The organism is Streptomyces sp. Ag109_O5-1 (genome assembly GCF_003814875.1).
Taxonomy (GTDB): Bacteria; Actinomycetota; Actinomycetes; order Streptomycetales; family Streptomycetaceae; genus Streptomyces; species Streptomyces sasae.
Window position 1 is genome coordinate 6,848,207 of the sequence record NZ_RKQF01000001.1, and the last position, 18,849, is coordinate 6,867,055.

Below are 18,849 nucleotides of genomic sequence, written 5' to 3' on the forward strand. Positions count from 1 at the left end.
ATGACAGGCGACTCGACGCACACAGAGAACGACACACGCAGTCAGGTGTACGCGGAACTGGCCGCCGTGGGGCCGTACGGCGTCCGGCCGGGCCACGCCCTCATCACCATGGTCGAACCGCACCTCGGGCACGAGTACGCGTACAACCGCTGGTACGAGGACGACCACTACTACGCGGGCGCGATGGCCATGCCCTGGATGTACGCGGGCCGGCGCTGGGTGGCCACCCGCGATCTGCAACTCCTGCGCTACCCCGAGAAGTCGGCGATCGCCCAGCCCGTCACCGCCGGCTGCTACATCTCCGTCTACTGGATCACCGACGGCCGCTACGCCGACCACATGAGGTGGACGGTCGCCATCAACAAGCGGCTGAACCGCGACGCCCGGGTGTACCAGGACCGGACCCACGTCTTCACCGCGTTCCAGGACCACGAGGCCACGGTGTACCGGGACGGGGCGGCCGGCCCCCGCGACTTCCACGCCCTCGACCATCCGTACGCGGGACTGGTGGTGGAGGTCATCGACAGCGAGTCGCCCGAGCAGCGGGCGGAGTTGCTGGAGTGGCTGCGCTCCCGGCACCTGCCGAAGCAGGTGGCCTCCTCCCCGGCCGCCCTGGTGACCGTCTTCCGCCCGACGCCCCTGCCCGGCGACCGGATGACCTATGTGAAGCAGGTGGAGGGCGTCGACACCCGGCTGACGCTCCTGTGGTTCCTGGAGACCGACCCGAGGGACTGCTGGGAGGCCCGCTTCACCGGGCTGGACGAGCAGGTCGCCGAGTCGGGTCTGGGCAGGGTGGAGCTGGTGGCGCCGTTCGTCCCGACGGTGCCGGGCACGGACCGCCACGTGGCCGAGCTGCGCTGAACCCTGCTGAGGCCCTAGTGGCCGTTGGACAGCGGGCCGGAGGCGGTTCGGCGGCCGGGGCCGATCTGCTGGGCGAAGGCCTGCCGGGCCACGGTGCTGTTCGCCGGCAGTACGGCCATCAGGCCGCGCGCCTCCGCCTGCGCCAGCGTGTCCGCGGCGTCGCTGCCCTCGGGGACGAAGGCCAGGCGGACGTGCCCGTCGCCGGAGCCGCGGCGGTCCACCGGAGCCACGGCGCCGTGCGTGCCGTCGGGCAGGGTCACCCACAGCTGGAAGTCGTCGAACCGGACGAAGTCCGCGCCCTTCACCGGCCAGGGATAGTGGTGTTCACCGGGCACGCTGGGAAGGATGCCCTGGTGGTTCCCGTGGCTCAGCGGCACGCAGGCGTTGAACAGGGAGTCCGTCCACGCCTCGACCCCGTCGGCGTCCTTGATCGGCGTGCGCAGCAACGCATCGGCGCCGTCGTAGCCCAGCTCCGCCAGCGCGGGCAGCGTGAGCGGGAAGGCGTCCATCAGCTCGGCCGCTTCCTCCCGGAGCCGGTCGACCTTCACGGGGTCCGCGCAGAACTGCATGCTCCACTCGATACCGACACGGGCGCGGTACATGCGCCAGCCCTTGGCACCCTTCACCCACAGGCTGCCCCCGTGGTGCATCTCCCAGTGCTCGCCGGCGTTCGGTCCCGGCCCTGGGTCGACGGGCCTGGGCCCGTAGGGCAGGTCGGGGTCGGCCATGGCGTGCAGGATCGCGTGTGCGGTCTTCTTGGCGGCGATGAACTGCGGGGAGTCAAAACGTGCGGGATGTTTGACGAGGCGGATCTTCCACGGATGGTCTTCCGATTCGGTGCCACCCGGCGGGAGTTCGGTGTGGGCCACAGCTGACCTCCTCGGCCTGGCCCCGCGGACCGGTCACCGGCACTGAAGGGTGCAAACTGGTGCAAACCCCTCGCGGGGCGCGATGCGGTACCCCCTGCTTCCATCGTGCGCGCCGCACGGGTTGATCGCGACTCGAGCGGAGACCCCGTCAGCCGGTGAGGGCCGGAACCGCTCCGGCCCTCACTTGAGTTCGTCGGGGCAAGGGGTGCCCCGCGGCAGCTGGTACGGCGCCGCCAGCCGGTAGGTTCCGGCCTTCGGGGCCAGCAGCATCGTCCACTTGTCCCCCTTCGCGTCCTCCGGGGTCTCCGCCAGGCAGCCGTTGACGTTGACGTACGTCTTCGGCCGGCCCTCGGCCCGGTGCTTGGACGCCTGCGTCTCCTGCGGGGGCTTGAGGCTCTTGCCCTTCGCGTCGACGATGCTCAGCCACGGCGAGTACGGGATCCGGATCAGGATCCGCCCGGCCTTGTGGACCTCGATGGTCAGCTCGCCCTGCCCGGCGCTGTCCACCACCGCGTTCGGCTCGGCGAGCGGTATCGGGTCGGTCACCTTGAACAGCTGCCAGTTGGCGTCGCCCCAGATCTGCTTCAGATACGGCATCCCGCGCCGGACCAGGGCGCGTTCCCGCTCGCCGCCGTCACCGTCCGGCTCGCCCTTCGGCAGGACGACGAAGTGGACGGCCCAGCGCTGCAGCCACTCGTGGTAGTTCGCGGAGTTGAGGGTGTCGTCGTAGAAGAGCGGGTTGCGCTCCATATCGGCCTGGCGGTTCCAGCCGCGGGCCAGGTTGACGTACGGCGCGAGCGCGGACGCCTCCCGGTGGGAGCGGGCCGGGACCACCTCGACGCGGCCCTTCTCGGCGCCGACCTGCTGGAGCTGGTGGACGAGCGGGGCGAGCTCACGGGCCCAGGACGCGGCCGGGGTCGTGTGGATGATGTCGTCCACCGACTTGAAGCCGATCCAGCCGACGAAGCCGAGGAAGGCGAGGACCGTGACGTAGTACTTGCGCGAGCGCGGCACGGTGTACGGGAGGGCGGCGACCAGGGTCGCGCCCGCGAACAGCATCGGCAGCCGCGAGATGTTCGAGCCGATCTGCGAACTGACCAGCCACACCAGCACCACGGCGAGGCTGTACACGGCGGCCGTCAGCCGGACCGTCTTCCACTCCTTGGGGACGAGGAACAGGCACAGCAGGCCGTAGCCGAGGGGCAGGATCACCGAGCCGATGGTCATGGGCTGGGTGCCGGAGAACGGGAACAGCCAGGCGGAGACCGCCACCACGGCCGCGGGTGCCAGGCCCAGCGCCCAGGCGCCCGGACGCCGCTTCTGCAGGAACAGCGCGACCGCCACCAGGCCGATGAAGAGACCCGCCACCGGGGACGACATGGTGGCGAGCGCGGCGAGCGGGGCCGCGACGAGTGCCTTCGCCCACCGTTTGAAGCGCCAGCGGTGCGGCCAGCAGAACACCGCCCCGACCGAGGCCAGCGCGAACGCCGTGCCGAGTCCGAAGGTGACCCGCCCGGAGATGGCGTTGCACAGGAGCGCGAAGACCCCGGCGGACGCGGCCCACAGCGGGTTCCGCACCGCCCGGCTGCGGATCAGGAGCAGGGTCAGCAGGCCGGCCGAGGCGGTGCCGGCGATCATCATCGTCGTACGGACGCCGAGCACCGACATCAGGTACGGCGACACCACGCTGTACGACACCGGGTGCATACCGCCGTACCAGGCGAGGTTGTACGCCGAGTCGGGGTGCCGACCGACGAACTCGGCCCAGGCGTCCTGTGCCGCGAGGTCGCCGCCGCTGTTCGCGAACGTGAAGAACCAGATGATGTGCAGGACCCCGGCGAGGACCGTGACCGACAGCACGGGGTGCTGCAGCATGCGCCGGCGCAGGGGTTCGGCGGCCTCCAGGAGCCGGCCGGCCATGCCGGCTCTCCTCCCGGTCCTGTCGTCACGGTGTGTGTCGTGCGTACCGTCCGTACCGGCTTCGAGGCCGGTCTCGGGACCGGCCTCGGGCAGGGCTATTCGCGGGCCGGCTACCGGGCCCGGATCGGCATCGTCGGCGCGTGTCACATCCGCTGTGGCCACCTGAAGGCACTCCCCGTGTCCCGTCTTCTGTTCTCGGCCGCGTTTCACGGTGTTGGCGGCCGCTTCCCGTCCAGTTCGCGGTCGTGTCCCGACGACCGGCGACCTGCCCCGATTCGTGACGCTAGCACGCACCCCGCCGCGGGGCCCTGGGGTGGGCCGCCATCGGCGGGGTGCGGAGACGGAATGTGCGTTATGGGTCAGCCGAGGCGGGTCAGCTTGCTCGTGAACCCGGGCTCGGCGAGGTCCTTCTGCAGGGCGACCGGAATCCGGACGGCGGAGCCGGAGCCGTCACCCACGGTGAGGGTGCCGACCTTGGTGCCCGCCTTCGCGGTGTGCGGCACCTTGTCGGCGGCGAAGGACAGCTTCACCTTCAGCCCCGACCAGCCGATGGCCGTGACGTCCTGCGTGGCGACGACCGGGGTACGGCCGCCGAGACCGTCGTCCGCGTAGCCGACGACGTCGCCCTTCTTGTAGATCGTCGCCGACTTCAGCGCGCCCTGCGCCGCCCGGATCAGCTGGTCGCCGGCGTTGAGGGCGGCCTTGAGGATGCTGTTGCCGTTGCTGGCGTTGGCCTGCTGCCGTATCACCGCGCCGATGATCGTGCGGGTCTCGCCGTTCACGTCCTTCTTCGCGGCGAAGACCAGGTTGCCGAGGGCCGAGGTGGTGGTGCCGGTCTTGATGCCGACGACGTTGTTCTGGCCGACCAGCTGGTTCCAGTTGCCGTGGTTGACACCCTTGTAGTCGTCGTACGACATCATCGCCGCGACCTCGCGGAACGCGGGCTCGCTCGCCATCGCCGCCTTCGCCAGCTTCACCTGGTCCACGGCGGTGGACACGGTGGAGTTCGTGAGGCCCGACGGGTCGGTGTACGTCGTGTTCGTCATGCCGAGCTTCTTCGCCGTGGCGTTCATCTTCACCACGAACGACTTCTCGCTGCCCGCGTCCCAGCGGGCCAGCAGGCGGGCCACGTTGTTCGCCGAGGCGATCAGGATGGACTCCAGGGCCTCGCGCTGGGTGATCGAGTCGCCGGCCGTCACGTCGACGGTGGACTCCTGGCCGGCGTTCGCCTGGTCCTGGGCGGCCTGGTCGATCTTGATCTTCGGGCCGGCGGCGCCGCTCTTCAGGGGGTGGTCGCGCAGGATGATGTACGCGGTCATGACCTTGGCGACGCTGGCGATCGGGACCGGCTTCTGGTCGCCGGAGGAGCCGAACGTGCCGATGCCCTGGACGTCGAGGGCGGCCTGGCCGCCGGCCGGCCAGGGGATGTCCGTCTTGCTGCCGTCGAAGGTGTACGTGTCCTTCGCGGTGAGGTCGAGGGTGGGCTGGGGGAGCGGACGGAGAGTCTGTACGACCGCAAAGACGATCAGCAGGACGATGACCAGGGGCGTCCAGATCTTGACCCGGCGGATGGCGGTCCTGACCGAGGTCTCCGGCGGCGGAGGCGTGTTGGTCAGCTCGGCGAGCAGGTCCAGCGGGGGCTTCGGGGGGAGCGGCTGCCGGGTGGTGCGCTCGGGACCGACCTGGGGGATGACCGTGGTGCGGGTGGTGGAGGCGGTCTCGGGCTTGGCCGCCGGCTTCGCGTCCGGTTTCGCCTCCGACTGTATGTCCGACTTGAGCGCGACGAACTTGCTGGTGCGCTCGGAGGACTTGGGGCTGGGCTTCCCGCCCAGCTTGAGCGTGGTGGTGGGCTGGTCGACCTGCGGCGGGCGGGGGGCCTTGAGCATGGTGGTCGGCTGATCGACGGCGGACCCCTGCGGGGTGGCTTCGCCGTCGGTTGTGGTCTCGGTGTCCCCACCCGCACCACCCGTGCGGCCATCGTTGTCAGGTGCGGGTGGCCCCTGTGGGTCGTCCTCGCCGTCGGCGTCCGCGGGTTCGGCGTCAGCCTTCGCCTTGTCGGCGGGCTCCGCGTCCTCGGGTTCGTCGTGGGTTGCGGTCTTGGTGTTCCCACCCGCGCCACCCGTGCGGCCATCGTTGTCAGGTGCGGGTGGCCCCTGTGGGTCGTCCTCGCCGTCGGCGTCCGCGGGTTCGTCACCGGGCACGGCGTCCCGGACATCACCCTTCGGCTCATCCGCGGGCTTCGCGTCTTCGGGTTCCGCGTCGGCCTTCGGCTTGTCTGCAGGCTTGGCGTCTTCGGGTTCCGCGTCGGCCTTCGGCTTGTCTGCAGGCTTGGCGTCTTCGGGTTCCGCGTCGGCGATCGGTTCGTCCGCGGGCTTCGCGTCTTCGGGTTCGGCGTTCGCCTTCGCCTTGTCCGCGGGCTTGGCGTCTTCGGGTTCGGCGTTCGCCTTCGCCTTGTCCGCGGGCTTGGCGTCTTCGGGTTCGGCGTTCGCCTTCGCCTTGTCCGCGGGCTTGGCGTCTTCGGGTTCGGCGTTCGCCTTCGCCTTGTCCGCGGGCTTGGCGTCTTCGGGTTCGGCGTTCGCCTTCGCCTTGTCCGCGGGCTTGGCGTCTTCGGGTTCCGCGTCGGCCTTCGGGTCGTCCGCGGGCTTGGCGTCTTCGGGTTCGGCGTTCGCCTTCGCCTTGTCCGCGGGCTTGGCGTCTTCGGGTTCGGCGTTCGCCTTCGCCTTGTCCGCGGGCTTGGCGTCTTCGGGTTCGGCGTTCGCCTTCGCCTTGTCCGCGGGCTTCGCGTCTTCGGGTTCCGCGTCGGCCTTCGGCTTGACTGCGGGCTTCGCGTCCTCCGGGGCCGTGTCGGTCTCGGAGGGCGGCTCTGGCGTTGCCTTGGGCTTCGTGTTGGCCTTCTGGGTGGTCTTCGGTGTCTGTGGGGGCTCCTGGCCCTCCGCGGCGTCCTCGGGGCGCTCAGCGCGGTCCTCGGGGGGCGTGGTCGCCTTCTCCTGTGCGTCGGCGGGGTGTTCGGGGGTCGCCTCGGGGTCCTCGGAGGTCTCCGCGTCCTCCGTCGGGTTGCCCGTTCGTACCCATGCCGCCACCGCCTCGCGGAGCTTCGTGTCGTTCTCCTCGGCCGGGTTCGGCTTCAGGTCACGTACCGAGAAGACCCGGGTCGCGGTGTCCACGCCCCCGGTCGTCTCCTTCTCGGCGGCCACCGCCAGCCGCGGATCGCGTGCTTCGGGAACCGAATCCGCGCTCCCCGACGTCGGTTCCGCCGACGACTCGCGCTGCTTCGACCTGTCGGGGGACTCGCCCGCCACCGATGCCTCCTCCACGCTTCGCACGTTTCCGTGCGCTGTCCGAACCATGTACCAGTGTCCTGTGTGCGGGCTTAGCCCCTGCGGTAGACGAGAACGACATACCTTCCGGTTCCCTTACAAACCGGTCACGCACCCTCGACAGACCAATGTGAGAGGGGTCACCCTGTCATTCATCCACGCGGGGAGGCATGGATGGGCAGGAGCCGCAGAACACTTCCGGAGGAGCTTCTGCTGCTGGCACTGGACCCGGCCACGGGTACCACTGCACAGCCGCAGTCGCTCGACCTCGGTCTGGCCGGAGCACAGCTAGTGGAGCTGGCGCTGGCCGGACGGATAGCCCCAGACGGGGATCGTATCGCCGTGGTGCAGCCACGGCCGACTGGAGATCCGACTTTGGACTGCGCGTTGGAGTTGCTGCGAAGGCGTGGCGCTCCCGTGCGGGCTGTTCACTGGATCGGCGGGCCCCGGCTGGGGCTGCGTCAGATCTATCTCGCGCATCTCGAACGGTGCGGCATGGTCGCCGCCGTAGCGGGGCAGATGTGCGGGGTGCTGCCGACCACTCGGTACCAGGCGACGGACAATGCCGTCACCCGGGAGATCCGTGGCCGGCTGGATTCGGCGATCCGCACCGGCGTACCGCCGGACCCGCGGACCGCCGCGCTCGCCGCCCTGGCCCACGCGGTCGGTCTCGGCAAGCACCTGTATCCGGGCAACGAGGGACGCTCCTCTCGTTCCAGGCTGCGGGACTTGATCCGGCACGACCCGATGGGCGGGCTCGTCGCCCACGCCGTCATGGACGTGCAGAACGGCGCGGCCGCACAGCCACGCCGTAACCCGGCCCCGGCAGGCCGGCAGGCAGGACCAGGCGCCAGGCCCGGTGCGCCGGAACCCGCCCGTGGAGTTCCGATGCAGCCGCGCCGAGGTGCGATGGCCCGCGCCGTGGTGCACTGAGCCGAACTGCCGCGGCGGCAACGGGCGGCAACACAGCACCCCTGAGACCCGGTTCGGGAGCCGCTGGTCCGAGCGGGGCGGTGAGGCGTACACAGCAGTACGCGCCTCGCCGTCCCGCTCGGCCGTGTCCGCCCCCGGAGTCCGGAGAATCCGGAACGCGCCCGAACTGACGCGTACGCGCCGCATATCCGCTGTTTCCCAGCGGTAGGAAGCACCTTGGTGGCAGTCTGCTCAACAGCAGATACGCAAAGTGGTAGTTACAGGCAGGCAGCCGGAGGTGCACGTCCCGTGGCGTCCAATGTCAATCCCACCGTCAGGCGGCGCCGGCTGGGCCAGGAGCTGCGCAGGCTCCGCGAGCTCAAGGGCATGACGGCGGAGGAGGTTGCGGAGCGGTTGCTCGTTTCGCAGTCGAAGATCAGCCGGCTGGAGAACGGGCGCCGGAGCATCAGCCAGCGCGACGTCCGCGACCTGTGCGGGGTGTACGAGGTCGAGGACCAGCGGGTCGTCGAGTCCCTGATGGAGATGGCCAGGGATTCGCGGCAGCAAGGGTGGTGGCATGCGTTCGGGGACATTCCGTACAGCGTCTACATCGGCCTTGAGACCGATGCGGAGTCGCTGAGGGTGTACGAACCCCAGCTGGTCACCGGGCTGTTGCAGACCCGCGCCTATGCCGAGGCCCTGGTGCAGGGCGCGTTGCCGGAGACCTCCGCCGCCGACATCGAGAAGCGCGTCCAGGTGCGGATGCGCCGACAGGAACGTATCACCGCAGAACACAACCCCCTTCGCCTCTGGGTGGTGCTCGACGAGGCCGCGCTGCGCCGGCTCGTCGGCAACAGGCTCGTGATGCGCGAGCAGTTGGAGTACCTACTGGAGATGTCCCAGCAGCCGCACATCACCGTCCAGGTGCTGCCCTTCGAGTGCGGCGCCCATCCCGGCCTCAACGGCCAGTACGCGATCCTGGAGTTCGCCGACGCGGCCGACTCCAGCGTCGTCTACCTGGAGGGCGTCACCAGCGACCTGTACCTGGAGAAGGCCCACGACGTGCAGAAGTACGCCGTGATGTACGAGCACCTGCGGGCCCAGTCGCTGAACGTCGAGCAGTCCCGTCAGTTCATCGCCGACGCGGCCAAGGAATACGCCCGCTGAGCCCTCCCGGACGCCCTCCCGGACGGAGGGCGCCGGATCGTACACCGGCGCCACGCTCCAGCGGAAGTCTCCTCTGGAATATGCCATCCGGTCGAGTGAACGAGTGCTCCAGGTGAGGGAGTTGGCTAGTAGCGTCGATCACGCCAACCGGTCAGAAAGGTTGGCGTGATTCGCACTACAGCAAGCATCACAGCAACTCGCTACAGGAGTGGACATGGCACTGCTTCAGGGCGCCACGGAGACGTGGACGAAGTCCTCCTATTCCGCAGGGAACGGGGCGTGCGTCGAGGTCAAGTCGCCGACGACCGCTGGACTCGCCGTACGCGACTCCAAGGTCGAGGAAGGCCCCGTCCTCGCGTTCCCGGCCGACGCGTGGAACACCTTCGTGGCCTCGGTCAAGGCGTAGGGGGCATTCGCTGACCCACCGCCCGCTCTTCCGACTACGACAACTTCACAAGCGTCACGAACAGAGCCCTCTCGACTGGCCCGCCGTCCTTGCCGAGGGGGCTCGGCTTGTGCCCGTCAGGCCTTCAACCGGCTGACCGGAAAGGCGACATCGCACACCGGGTCCTGGGGCCCGGCCGCGTCCCAGTCCGCGAAGTAGACCTCCCGGCACGGGCCGTCGTACTCCAGGCCCTCCTGCCCGGCGATCCAGTGCTCCACCGCCTCGAAGGCCGCCAGGATCTGCGGATGCGCCACCTGCGCCTTGCGGATCCGGGTGTACGCCAGCGTGCACGCCGGCTCGATCCGCACCTTCGTCTCCCAGGCCCGCCCGTGCCGCTCCGCCCACGCCCGGGCCGCCGCCTCGTCCGCCACCGGCACACAGGCCTCGGCGGGGCCGTCGCTCTCCATGGACACCTCCGCGTGGTACACGACGAACGGCGCCCCCGTCACGCCCCCGCACTCCCGGGCCGCCGCCTCCAGCCGGCCCAGCGAGGCGCCGATCCAGGCGGGCAGCTCGTCCGCCAGCGTGTGCCGCGTCTCGGTGATCACCACCTGTGCGGGCACCTCCACCGTCTCCACCGCGAACGTCTCGTACATCTCCGAACTCCTCCCGGACAGCCGTCCACGGAGATATGCGGCGAGCGTCCGCTGCCCGGCGACCCGCGCCTCGACGTCCGCCCAGAAGCCGGCCAGCAGGGCGGCGGCCCGGTCGCCCTCCTCCGCCTCCACCACCTCGGCGATCCGCGCGAGCGGCATGTCCAGCTGGCGCAGCAGCGCCACCAGCCGGGCGCGCTCCGCCTGGCCGGCGCGGTAGTAGCGGTAGCCGGTGGCCTCGTCGACATGCGCCGGGGCCAGCAGCCCGAGGCGGTCGTACAGGCGCAGTGCCTTCGCCGAGAGCCTGGACCGGCCGGCGAACGCGCCGATCGTGAGCAGTTCCTCGTCCACGGCCACATCCTCCGTCACCGGGCGGATCCTTTCCGCCCGGTGACCCCGAGGCTGGTCCCTGCCCCAGGGGCAAGGTCAACCCGGACTACCCGGACTCAGGCGAGGGCGGCCTCCACCGCGGCCACGACCTCCGCCGACTCGGGCTCGGCCTGCGGCGAGAACCGGGCGGCGACCTGCCCGTCCCGGCCGATCAGGAACTTCTCGAAGTTCCAGCGGATGTCGCCGCTGTGCCCCTCGCCGTCGGCGAACCCGACCAGACGGTCGTACAGCGGGTGCCGGCCCTCGCCGTTCACCTCGATCTTCTCGGTCATCGGGAAGGTCACGCCGTAGGTCGCCGAGCAGAACTCGGCGATCTCCTCGGCGCTGCCGGGCTCCTGGCCCATGAACTGGTTGCAGGGCACCCCGAGCACGGTGAAGCCCTGCGCCGCGTACCGCTCCTGGAGCTTCTCCAGGCCGTTGTACTGCGGGGTCAGACCGCACTTGGAGGCCACGTTGACAATGAGCACGGCCTTGCCGGCATAGCTGCCCAGGTCGGCGGAGCCGCCCCGCAGCGCACCGATCTCGATGTCGAGCACGGACCCGTTGTTCTCGGTAGTCGTCATAACCGGATGCTAACTCCGCTAAGTGGCCGACCGAGCCCAGCCCCTGCCCGGTCACGGCGACCAGCTGGGTCGTGCTCATGGGCGTCCCCAGCAACACCAGCAGCCCGGCCGCGCTGGCGGGCTCGGTGGCGCAGCTCACCTCGCCCGCCCGCGCGATGACGCTCATGGCGTGCGCGTCACTCGTGGTGACGCTGGCCCTCGCTACTGCCGCTCGACGGGAGCGGACCGCTCCGGTGCCGGTTCCCTCGGAGCGCTGAGTTCCGCGGCGGGCCCGAACTTGTCGGCGACGGCGGCGATCTGCTCGATCCCGGCCTTCAGCCCCTCGTTGAGGACCTCTGCCTCCCGCTCGTTCTTCTCGACCTCCTGGTCGAGCCGCTTGGTCGCCCGCTCGAAGTAGCGCAGCAGCTCGACCGGGAAAGGCATCACGAGCGTGGAGTTCTTCTCGGCGGCCACCTCGACGACGGTCTGGAGCAGACGCAGCTGCATCGCCTCGGGGGAGTCGGACATGATCCGGGAGGCGTTGGCGAGCTGCTGCGCGGCCTGGAACTCACCGTCCGCGGTGATGACCCGGGCCCGCCGCTCCCGCTCCGCCTCGGCCTGCCGGGACATGGACCGTTTCAGCGACTCCGGGAGCTGTACGTCCTTGATCTCGACGCGGTCGATGTGGATGCCCCACTCGGTGGCCGGGCTGTCGATCATCAGCGCGAGCCCCTCGTGCAGCCGCTCGCGGTCGGTGAGCAGGTCGTCGAGGTCGCTCTTGCCGATGATGGACCGCAGGGAGGACTGGGCGACCTGCCCGACGGCGAACATGTAGTCCTGCACCTCGATGGCGGCCCGCACCGGGTCGGTCACCCGGAAGTAGACGACGGCGTCGACCTTCACCGACACGTTGTCCTTGGTGATGCCCTCCTGGGTGGGGACGGGCATGGTGACCACCTGCACGTTCACCTTGCGCATCCGGTCGGCGAAGGGGATGAGGAAGGTGATCCCCGGGTGCCGGTACGACGGCAGTGCCTTGCCCCAGCGGAACACGACCCCGCGCTCCACCTGGTTGACCACGCGCATCCCGCTGCGCAGCACGAGCAGGGCCAGCGCGACGACCAGTACGACCCCTACAACGGCGCCGTCCATCGGCACTCACTCCATTCTCCGACGAGATCCGGACAACGCCCGGACAAGAATGAGGACACCGGCCGGGCTCCTCGGGGTGCGGTCGCCGGCGTTAGGAGTGTGTAAAGAACGGGCCGGCACCGGGATCGGCCGGGCCACCGCCCGCGCACTTCGGCACCCCTGAAGGCGCTGCTGGGACTGCCTTCGGCGGAGGCCGACGGCTGATCCCCGCTCGGTGGCCGCCGAGCGCACCCTGGGCCGCGTGGGCTATGATCTTCTCAGAGCTGGCCGGCCCGACTCGGGTCGCCCGGTGCTGCGTTGGTGGTCCAAGGAAAGACGCCCCGCTTCCTGCGGGGAAATGCAGGTGCAAGGCCTGCCCGGCGCTCCACGGAGAGGCCCGTCCGCATCGTCGGACGGGCCTCTCACGTTTCCCCGTTTCACTGGATCCGGCTCTTCGATAGCCTGCGGCACCATGACACGCGCGCGGATCCTGCCAGTGCTGTTCCTGCTCTGCGGCGCGGCCCTCGCGACCGGGCTGGTCCTCAAGGGGAGCCCCGGCACGGCCGTCGCGCTCCTGCTGGTGTTCGTGGTGCTCGCCGGCGTGAACTCACCGCTGGTCTTCCCGAGGTCGATCGGCGCCCTGGAGGCACAGCGCCGCAGCGCGGCCGACGGCCGGCCGGTCGTCTACTGGCGGCCGGGCTGCCCGTACTGTCTGCGACTGCGCGCCCGGCTGGGCCGCCATGCCCGCCGGCTGCACTGGGTCGACATCTGGCGGGACCCGGCCGGAGCGGCAGCGGTGCGGGAGGCCAACGGCGGCGACGAGACCGTACCGACCGTCGTGGTGGCGGGCCGGCCGCACACCAACCCCGATCCTCGATGGGTGCGCGAACAGCTCTCCCGTTCCGCCTGATCAGGCGGCGGCCCGCTGTGATCAGACGGTGGCCGCTGTGATCAGGCGGATGCTCACTCGCTGCGTAGCGCCGTCGCCGTGTCGCTTCTCGCCGCCCAGCCCGCCGGGAGGAACGCGCCCGTCGCCGCGATGAGCAGCCCGCCGAGGGCGAGCAGGGCCAGTTGGGGTGCGTGGTAGACGGCGATGTCCGAGGCGGGCAGCGTCATGCCCACCGCGTCGCCCATGAGCGGTGTGACCAACCGGTGCAGGGCGACCCCGGCCGGGACCGCCGCCACACCGGCGAGCAGACCGATTCCGGCGACCGAGGTGAGGACCATGGTCACGGTCTGGCGCGGGGCCATGCCCAGGGCCTTGAGGACGCCCAGGTCGTGGACGCGGTCGCGGGTGTCGAGGACGACCGTGTTGAGCACGCCCAGACCCGCGACCACGACGAGCATCAGGGTGAGCGTCCCGACCAGCGCGTCCATGGTCGCGATCACCTCGGACGCGTTGGAGGTGTTGGCCCTGGCGACGGCGCCGACCGGGCCCAGGGCGGTGTTGAGCGAGGTCAGGTAGGGCGCCAGGGCCGTGCCCGGTTTCGTCTGCACGTGGTACTGGCCCGGTTTCGCGTCGAGTCCCAGTGCCGCGAGGGTCGAGGTCGGGGTGAGGAGCGCCATGCCCTCGCCCTCGGTGAAGAACGCCTCGCCGACGATCCGCACCGAGGTCCGCCGCCCCCGCTCCGTCAGCGTCACCGTGTCCCCGACCCGGAGTCCGGCCGCCTTCAGGAACCGGGTGGTGACCACCGCCTGCCCCGGCCCGTACAGCCAGCGGCCCGAGACCAGCTGCGGGGCGCCCCACGACGACTCGCCCTGGTACGCCACCACCGTGGTGGTGCCGGTGATCCCGGACGCGACGGCCTCCGCCTGGGCCGTGCCGTAGAAACGGCCGGTCCCGCGCTGCGCACGCAGTACGGCGGCCACCTTCGCCGGATCGGCCTTCGGTATGTCGGACTCGCCGCCCGCGTGCACCACCTGGGCGCCGGCCGGCCCCTGCCCGCCGCCCGCCTCCACCACGACCTGACCGGCCGAGTTCAGCATCCGGCCCGACTGCACGGCTCCCAGCGTCAGCGCGAGCCCGACCCCGAAGGTGACGGCGGCGGCGCCGAAGGCGACCGCGGCGGCCGTCGTGGCCGAACGCGCCGGGCGGGCGCAGGGGTTCGCCAGGCCGAGGCTCACCGCGCGCGGCACCGGCAGCCGCCCCGTCAGCCGGCGGACGAGACGCCCCCGGCCGACGCCGGGCGTACGCCCCACGGTGATCGCCGCCACGGTGCGCAGCCGGCCCGCGCGCAGCGCCGGCACCAGCGCGGCGGCGGCGACCAGGACGAGGGCCGCGGCGGGCACGACGGCGTTGACCCACACGGGAATCGACGCCGCCGGGCCGCCGAAGGCCGTACCGACCTCACCGAGCACCGGAACGGCCAGCAGATTGCCGAGCCCCAGCCCCAGAACGCAGCCGACCCCCGCCGGGATCAGCGCCTGCCCGACGTAGGCGCGTACGACCTGTGCCGGGGTGAAGCCGAGCGACTTGAGGATGCCGATGCGCCGGGTCGCGGCGCCGACCGCACCGCTGACCACGATCCCGATCACCAGCACCGACAGCAGCAGCCCGAGGACCCCGAAAGCGGCCAGGAAGGGCACGAACGCCATCGCGTTGGCGGTCTCCTGCCGTTTGACGGCCAGATAGGAGTACGACCCGGTCAGCGCGCCCTTCGGCACCGTCGCGCGGATCGCGGCCCGGTCGGCGGCCAGCTGGGAGTCCGTGCCCGCGTGGCGGAAGCGGTAGAGCATCTCGTACGCCGACGGGCTGTTCGGCGTGGTCAGCGCCCCGGCCTGTGCGGGGGTCACCCAGGCGTCCGCGGTGCCGGTCACCGACCGGGCGACGCCGACCACGGTCAGCGTGGGGCTGCCAGGCGCGTCGGGGAAGGTGAGCCGCCCGCCCGGCTCCATGGGCACCTTGCCGTAGGCCAGCACGATCTGACCGGGGCGGGTGGCCCAGGTGCCGGAGACGAGGCTGAGCCCGTCGACGCGGCCCGAGGCATCCGCACGGCCGGCAACGGTCATCGGCGGCAGATCGACACCGGCCGGAAGCGCGTCCGAGCCGGACGCCGTGCGCGGCCGTACCGAAAGCGTCCGGAAGGGGCCAGCCGTCGCCGTCACGCCGGAGGTGCGGGCGGTCGCCGTGAGCTGCGCGGCGGTCACCTTCGTCCCGTCGAACTGCGCGGTCAGATGGGCGCCGTGCTGCCGGGCGAAGGCGTGGTCGAAGGGGGCGCGGGCCGCGACGAGCAGTCCGGCGGCCAGCACCGACGCGGTGACCGACATCAGCGTGGTCAGGACCAGCACCGCGGTCTGGACGCGCCGTCGCCCCACCCCGGCGCGCACCACCCGGCCGAGGGCGCTCACGGGGACACCGCCGCGGCGCCCTCGATGTCCCCGATGCCTGCCGTGCCCCGTACGATCCGGCCGTCGACCAGCTCGACGGTGCGGGTCGCGCAGGACTCGGCGAGGCCGAGATCGTGGGTGACCAGGATGATCGTCTGGCCCCGCGCGTTGAGTTCGGCCAGCAGCTCCCGGACGTCGTCGCCCGAGGCGGTGTCCAGCGCACCCGTGGGCTCGTCGGCCAGCAGCAGGGCCGGACGGTTCATCAACGCGCGGGCGACCGCGACCCGTTGGCGTTCGCCGCCGGACAGCCTGCCGGGGTAGGCGTCGGCGTGCCGGTCGATGCGGAGGTACTCCAGCAGACGGGTCGCCCGCTCCCGGGCCTCGGCCCGGGGCAGGCCCGCCAACTGTGCGGGCAGCAGCACGTTGTCGGCGACCGTCAGGTCGTCCAGGAGGTTGAAGAACTGGAAGACCATGCCGACCTTCGCCCGCCGGTACTCCGCCGACCTCGCCTCGCTCAGGCCGTCCACGCGCTGCCCGTCCACCGTGATGCTGCCCGCGCTCGGCCGGTCGAGCCCCGCGACCAGGTTCAGCAGCGTCGACTTGCCGCTGCCGGACGGCCCCAGGACGGCGACCGCCTCCCCGGCGCGCACGCTCAGCGTCACACCGGCGAGCGCCGGGGGCCCCTCCCCGTACGTCCTGGTCACATCACGGATGTCGATGACGGGCGCGGTCGCTGTCACGGTGCCTCCACGGGCCGGTGGTTGACGGTTCGGCCCGAAACTAGGGGCCGGGCCGCAGGCGGGGCGTCCGCTGCGAAGCCGAGACGCTCTGCCGTACCCGGATGACCCGCCGGCCGTGTCATCCCTGCGATGTACGCGGGGGATGTAGCGGCCGTCGGCGGCGGGAGGGATGTGGCGGGCGGCGGAGGTTGCCACACTGGGCGCTCCGGACGGGGGTGGAGCGTGGCGGGCCGGGGACGTGGCGTGACGGCGGAGGGGGCACGGGGTGACGGCGGCGGAGGGGGCACGAGGTGATGGCGGAGGGGGGCACGGGGTGACGGCGGAGGAGGGGGCAGGGGGTGATGGCGGAGGAGGGCATGGGGTGACGGCGGAGGGTCGTGGAGCGGGGGCGGACGGCGGGCCTGGCGCGGGGGCGGAGGCGGGCTCTGAGCGGCGGCGGACAGGGACCGCCGGACGGTGGCGGACAGGGATCGCCGGACGGTGGCGGACAGGGATCGCCGGACGGTGGCGGACAGGGATCGCCGGACGGTGGCGGACAGGGACCGCAGAACGGCGGCGGACAGGGATCGCCGGACGGTGGCGGACCGGTGTCGTGGAGCGATGGCGGACCGGTGTGGAGGCGCTGCGGCGCTGGAGTCCGTTGCCGCGGCCGTCCCGGTGGATGTGGGCCGCCGACGCGATCCTCGCCTTCGTCCTCGCCGCCTGCACGGTGGGTACGGTCCTCAGACAGGGCGGCGGTGACGTACCAGTGCCGTCGATCCTGGTGCAGCCAAACCTCGTGCCGGCGGAGGCTGCCGCGCCGGTGCCGGATGCCGTGCCGGCCTATCCGCTCCCGCCGGTGGGTGCGGTCCAGCACCTCGACGTCGTCCAGCCCTGGCATTTGGTGCTCGCGGCGCTGACCGCGCTGCCCCTGGTGGTGCGCCGGCGGTATCCGCTGGCCGCGTTCTGGGCCGTGACCGGCGCGAGCCTGCTGTTCAACCAGCGCCAGGGCGGCGGCGATCCGACCGTGTACACGTTCCTCTCCTGCGTGGTCGCCGCCTACAGCGCAGCCGTGTACAGCCCGTACCGGGTGCGCGCGCTCACCAGCCTGGTGACCGGCGCCGGCCTGCTCGCCTGGTTCCACGAGGAGAACTTCCCGTCCTTCACCCCGAGTCTGGCGCCGTTCCTCGTGCTGCTCGGGGCGGGGCTCGCGGCCAACGCGGTCCACACCTGGAAACAGCGCCTGCGCGTCCTCCAGGAGGAGCACGAGGCCGCCACCCGGCTCGCGGTCGACCGCGAGCGCTCCCGGATCGCGCGTGAACTGCACGACGTCGTCACCCACAATGTGAGTGTGATGGTGATCCAGGCGGGCGCGGCCCGCAAGGTGATGGGCACCGCGCCCGACCGGGCCCGCGAGGCGCTGCTGGCCGTGGAGGCGGGCGGACGCACCGCGATGACCGAACTACGCCATGTCATGGGCCTGTTGACCATGGCCGGTGACGTACCGGACGCGGGCGGCGAGGCCGACCTGGCGCCGCAGCCGGGCCTCGGCCAGGTGCATGCCCTCGCCGACCGGGTCCGCGGGACCGGCGTTCCCGTCGAGCTCACCGTCACCGGCACCCCGGTAGCCCTGCCGGCCGGCGCCGACCTGGCCGCGTACCGCGTGGTGCAGGAGGCGCTGACCAACACCGTCAAGCACGCCGTCGGCGCCCGGGTGCGGATCACCGTCGAGCACGTCCCAGGCGCCGTGCACATCGACGTATCCGACACCGGCGGCACGGGCGCGGCCCCGGCCGGTCCCGGGGGCGGCCGCGGACTGATCGGCCTGCGGGAACGCCTCGCCGTCTACGGCGGCACCCTCCAGGCGGGCGAGCACCCCACCGGCGGCTTCCGGGTACGGGCCGTCATACCGATCCCCGCGCCGATCCCGGCACCGGTCGAGGAGCCCGCGTGAGCCGACCGCCCCGCGTGGTCATCGCGGACGACCAGGCGCTGGTCCGCACCGGCTTCGGCCTGATCCTGGCGGCGGACGGAATCGACGTCGTCGCCGAGGCCTCCGACGGCGACGAGGCGATCGAGGCGGTCCGGCGCACCCGCCCCGACCTGGTCCTGATGGACATCAGGATGCCCGGGACCGACGGCCTGGAGGCCACCCGCCGCATCCTCTCCGACCCCGACCCCGCCCCTCACCCCGACCCCGATCCGCCGCGGGTCCTCATCCTGACCACCTTCGACCTGGACCGTTACGTCTACGCCGCACTCACCGCGGGGGCGAGCGGCTTCCTCCTCAAGGACGTCACCCCCGAGCATCTGGTCGCCGCCGTCCGCCTCGTCCGCAGCGGTGACGCGCTGCTCGCCCCGGCCATCACCCGACGGCTCGTGGAACGCTACGTCGCCGGCGACGGACAGTCCGCCGCCCTGCACCGGGACCTGACGGTGCTCACCCCTCGCGAACTGGAGGTCCTCCGCGCGCTCGGCAGCGGACTGAGCAACGCCGAACTCGCCGCGCGCTTCCGTCTGAGCGAGGCCACCGTGAAGACCCATGTGGCCCGGATCCTGGCCAAGCTCCGCCTGCGCGACCGCGCCCAGGCCGTCGTCGTCGCGTACGAGACGGGACTGATCACACCTGGGGCGGGCGCGCCGTAGGCGTAGCCGG

The 18,849-nt window shown here is 71.6% G+C and carries 14 protein-coding genes and 1 pseudogene; 7 read left to right on the forward strand and 8 right to left on the reverse strand.

Annotated features, from left to right (window positions below):
* Positions 1 to 861 carry a hypothetical protein gene (locus EDD90_RS31085; RefSeq protein WP_123976224.1) on the forward strand — a complete coding sequence of 287 codons (861 nt, stop codon included), beginning with the start codon at positions 1 to 3 and terminating at the stop codon, positions 859 to 861.
* A 14-nt stretch (positions 862 to 875) separates the two neighbouring features.
* Here the strand turns inward: EDD90_RS31085 and EDD90_RS31090 are convergent.
* The 3 genes and pseudogenes from EDD90_RS31090 to EDD90_RS31100 form a co-directional block, all read right to left on the reverse strand.
* A pseudogene (locus EDD90_RS31090) lies at positions 876 to 1,745 on the reverse strand (DUF6424 family protein); the annotation flags it as partial.
* A gap of 165 nt (positions 1,746 to 1,910) precedes the next feature.
* Positions 1,911 to 3,812: an MFS transporter gene (locus tag EDD90_RS31095; protein ID WP_185149280.1), complete on the reverse strand. Its 1,902-nt coding sequence runs from the start codon at positions 3,810 to 3,812 to the stop codon at positions 1,911 to 1,913.
* 197 nt (positions 3,813 to 4,009) lie between these two features.
* A complete protein-coding gene (locus tag EDD90_RS31100) occupies positions 4,010 to 6,964 on the reverse strand; it encodes a D-alanyl-D-alanine carboxypeptidase (protein ID WP_260328202.1) in 2,955 nt (984 codons plus the stop codon).
* A gap of 177 nt (positions 6,965 to 7,141) precedes the next feature.
* Between EDD90_RS31100 and EDD90_RS31105 the strand changes: the two genes are divergently transcribed.
* From EDD90_RS31105 to EDD90_RS31115, 3 genes are all read left to right on the forward strand, one after another.
* Positions 7,142 to 7,900, forward strand: coding sequence for a GPP34 family phosphoprotein (locus EDD90_RS31105; RefSeq protein ID WP_123976228.1), 759 nt, complete (start codon positions 7,142 to 7,144; stop codon positions 7,898 to 7,900).
* Positions 7,901 to 8,188: 288 nt separating this feature from the next.
* A complete protein-coding gene (locus tag EDD90_RS31110; RefSeq protein WP_089102094.1) occupies positions 8,189 to 9,046 on the forward strand; it encodes a helix-turn-helix transcriptional regulator in 858 nt (285 codons plus the stop codon).
* 214 nt (positions 9,047 to 9,260) lie between these two features.
* Positions 9,261 to 9,452 carry a DUF397 domain-containing protein gene (locus EDD90_RS31115; protein WP_046733666.1) on the forward strand — a complete coding sequence of 64 codons (192 nt, stop codon included), beginning with the start codon at positions 9,261 to 9,263 and terminating at the stop codon, positions 9,450 to 9,452.
* A gap of 116 nt (positions 9,453 to 9,568) precedes the next feature.
* Here EDD90_RS31115 and EDD90_RS31120 read toward each other — a convergent pair whose 3' ends face one another.
* The 3 genes from EDD90_RS31120 to EDD90_RS31135 all read right to left on the reverse strand — a co-directional run bounded on the left by EDD90_RS31120 (position 9,569) and on the right by EDD90_RS31135 (position 12,168).
* Positions 9,569 to 10,453: a MerR family transcriptional regulator gene (locus tag EDD90_RS31120; protein ID WP_123976229.1), complete on the reverse strand. Its 885-nt coding sequence runs from the start codon at positions 10,451 to 10,453 to the stop codon at positions 9,569 to 9,571.
* 77 nt (positions 10,454 to 10,530) lie between these two features.
* Positions 10,531 to 11,037 (reverse strand): glutathione peroxidase, encoded by a 507-nt coding sequence (locus EDD90_RS31125; RefSeq protein ID WP_123976230.1) that lies wholly within the window; start codon positions 11,035 to 11,037, stop codon positions 10,531 to 10,533.
* Between the two features lie 201 nt (positions 11,038 to 11,238).
* Positions 11,239 to 12,168, reverse strand: coding sequence for a slipin family protein (locus EDD90_RS31135; RefSeq protein WP_123976231.1), 930 nt, complete (start codon positions 12,166 to 12,168; stop codon positions 11,239 to 11,241).
* Between the two features lie 451 nt (positions 12,169 to 12,619).
* On the opposite strand from EDD90_RS31135, the gene EDD90_RS31140 reads away from it, so the two are divergent.
* The gene (locus EDD90_RS31140) at positions 12,620 to 13,057 is read left to right on the forward strand and encodes a glutaredoxin domain-containing protein (RefSeq protein ID WP_123976232.1); all 438 of its coding nucleotides are present in this window, start codon (positions 12,620 to 12,622) and stop codon (positions 13,055 to 13,057) included.
* Between the two features lie 53 nt (positions 13,058 to 13,110).
* On the opposite strand, the gene EDD90_RS31145 is transcribed toward EDD90_RS31140, so the two are convergent.
* Entirely contained in the window at positions 13,111 to 15,495 is a 2,385-nt protein-coding gene (locus tag EDD90_RS31145; protein ID WP_123976233.1) for an ABC transporter permease, read from the reverse strand.
* Complete coding sequence (locus tag EDD90_RS31150; RefSeq protein ID WP_123976234.1) at positions 15,492 to 16,214, reverse strand: ABC transporter ATP-binding protein; 723 nt, start codon at positions 16,212 to 16,214, stop codon at positions 15,492 to 15,494. The genes EDD90_RS31145 and EDD90_RS31150 overlap by 4 nt, the downstream gene beginning before the upstream one ends.
* A 592-nt stretch (positions 16,215 to 16,806) precedes the next feature.
* Between EDD90_RS31150 and EDD90_RS31155 the strand changes: the two genes are divergently transcribed.
* Positions 16,807 to 18,147: a sensor histidine kinase gene (locus EDD90_RS31155; RefSeq protein ID WP_260328203.1), complete on the forward strand. Its 1,341-nt coding sequence runs from the start codon at positions 16,807 to 16,809 to the stop codon at positions 18,145 to 18,147.
* Entirely contained in the window at positions 18,144 to 18,839 is a 696-nt protein-coding gene (locus EDD90_RS31160) for a response regulator transcription factor (RefSeq protein WP_123976235.1), read from the forward strand. Before EDD90_RS31155 ends, EDD90_RS31160 begins: the two co-directional genes overlap by 4 nt.
* Positions 18,840 to 18,849: the final 10 nt, after the last annotated feature.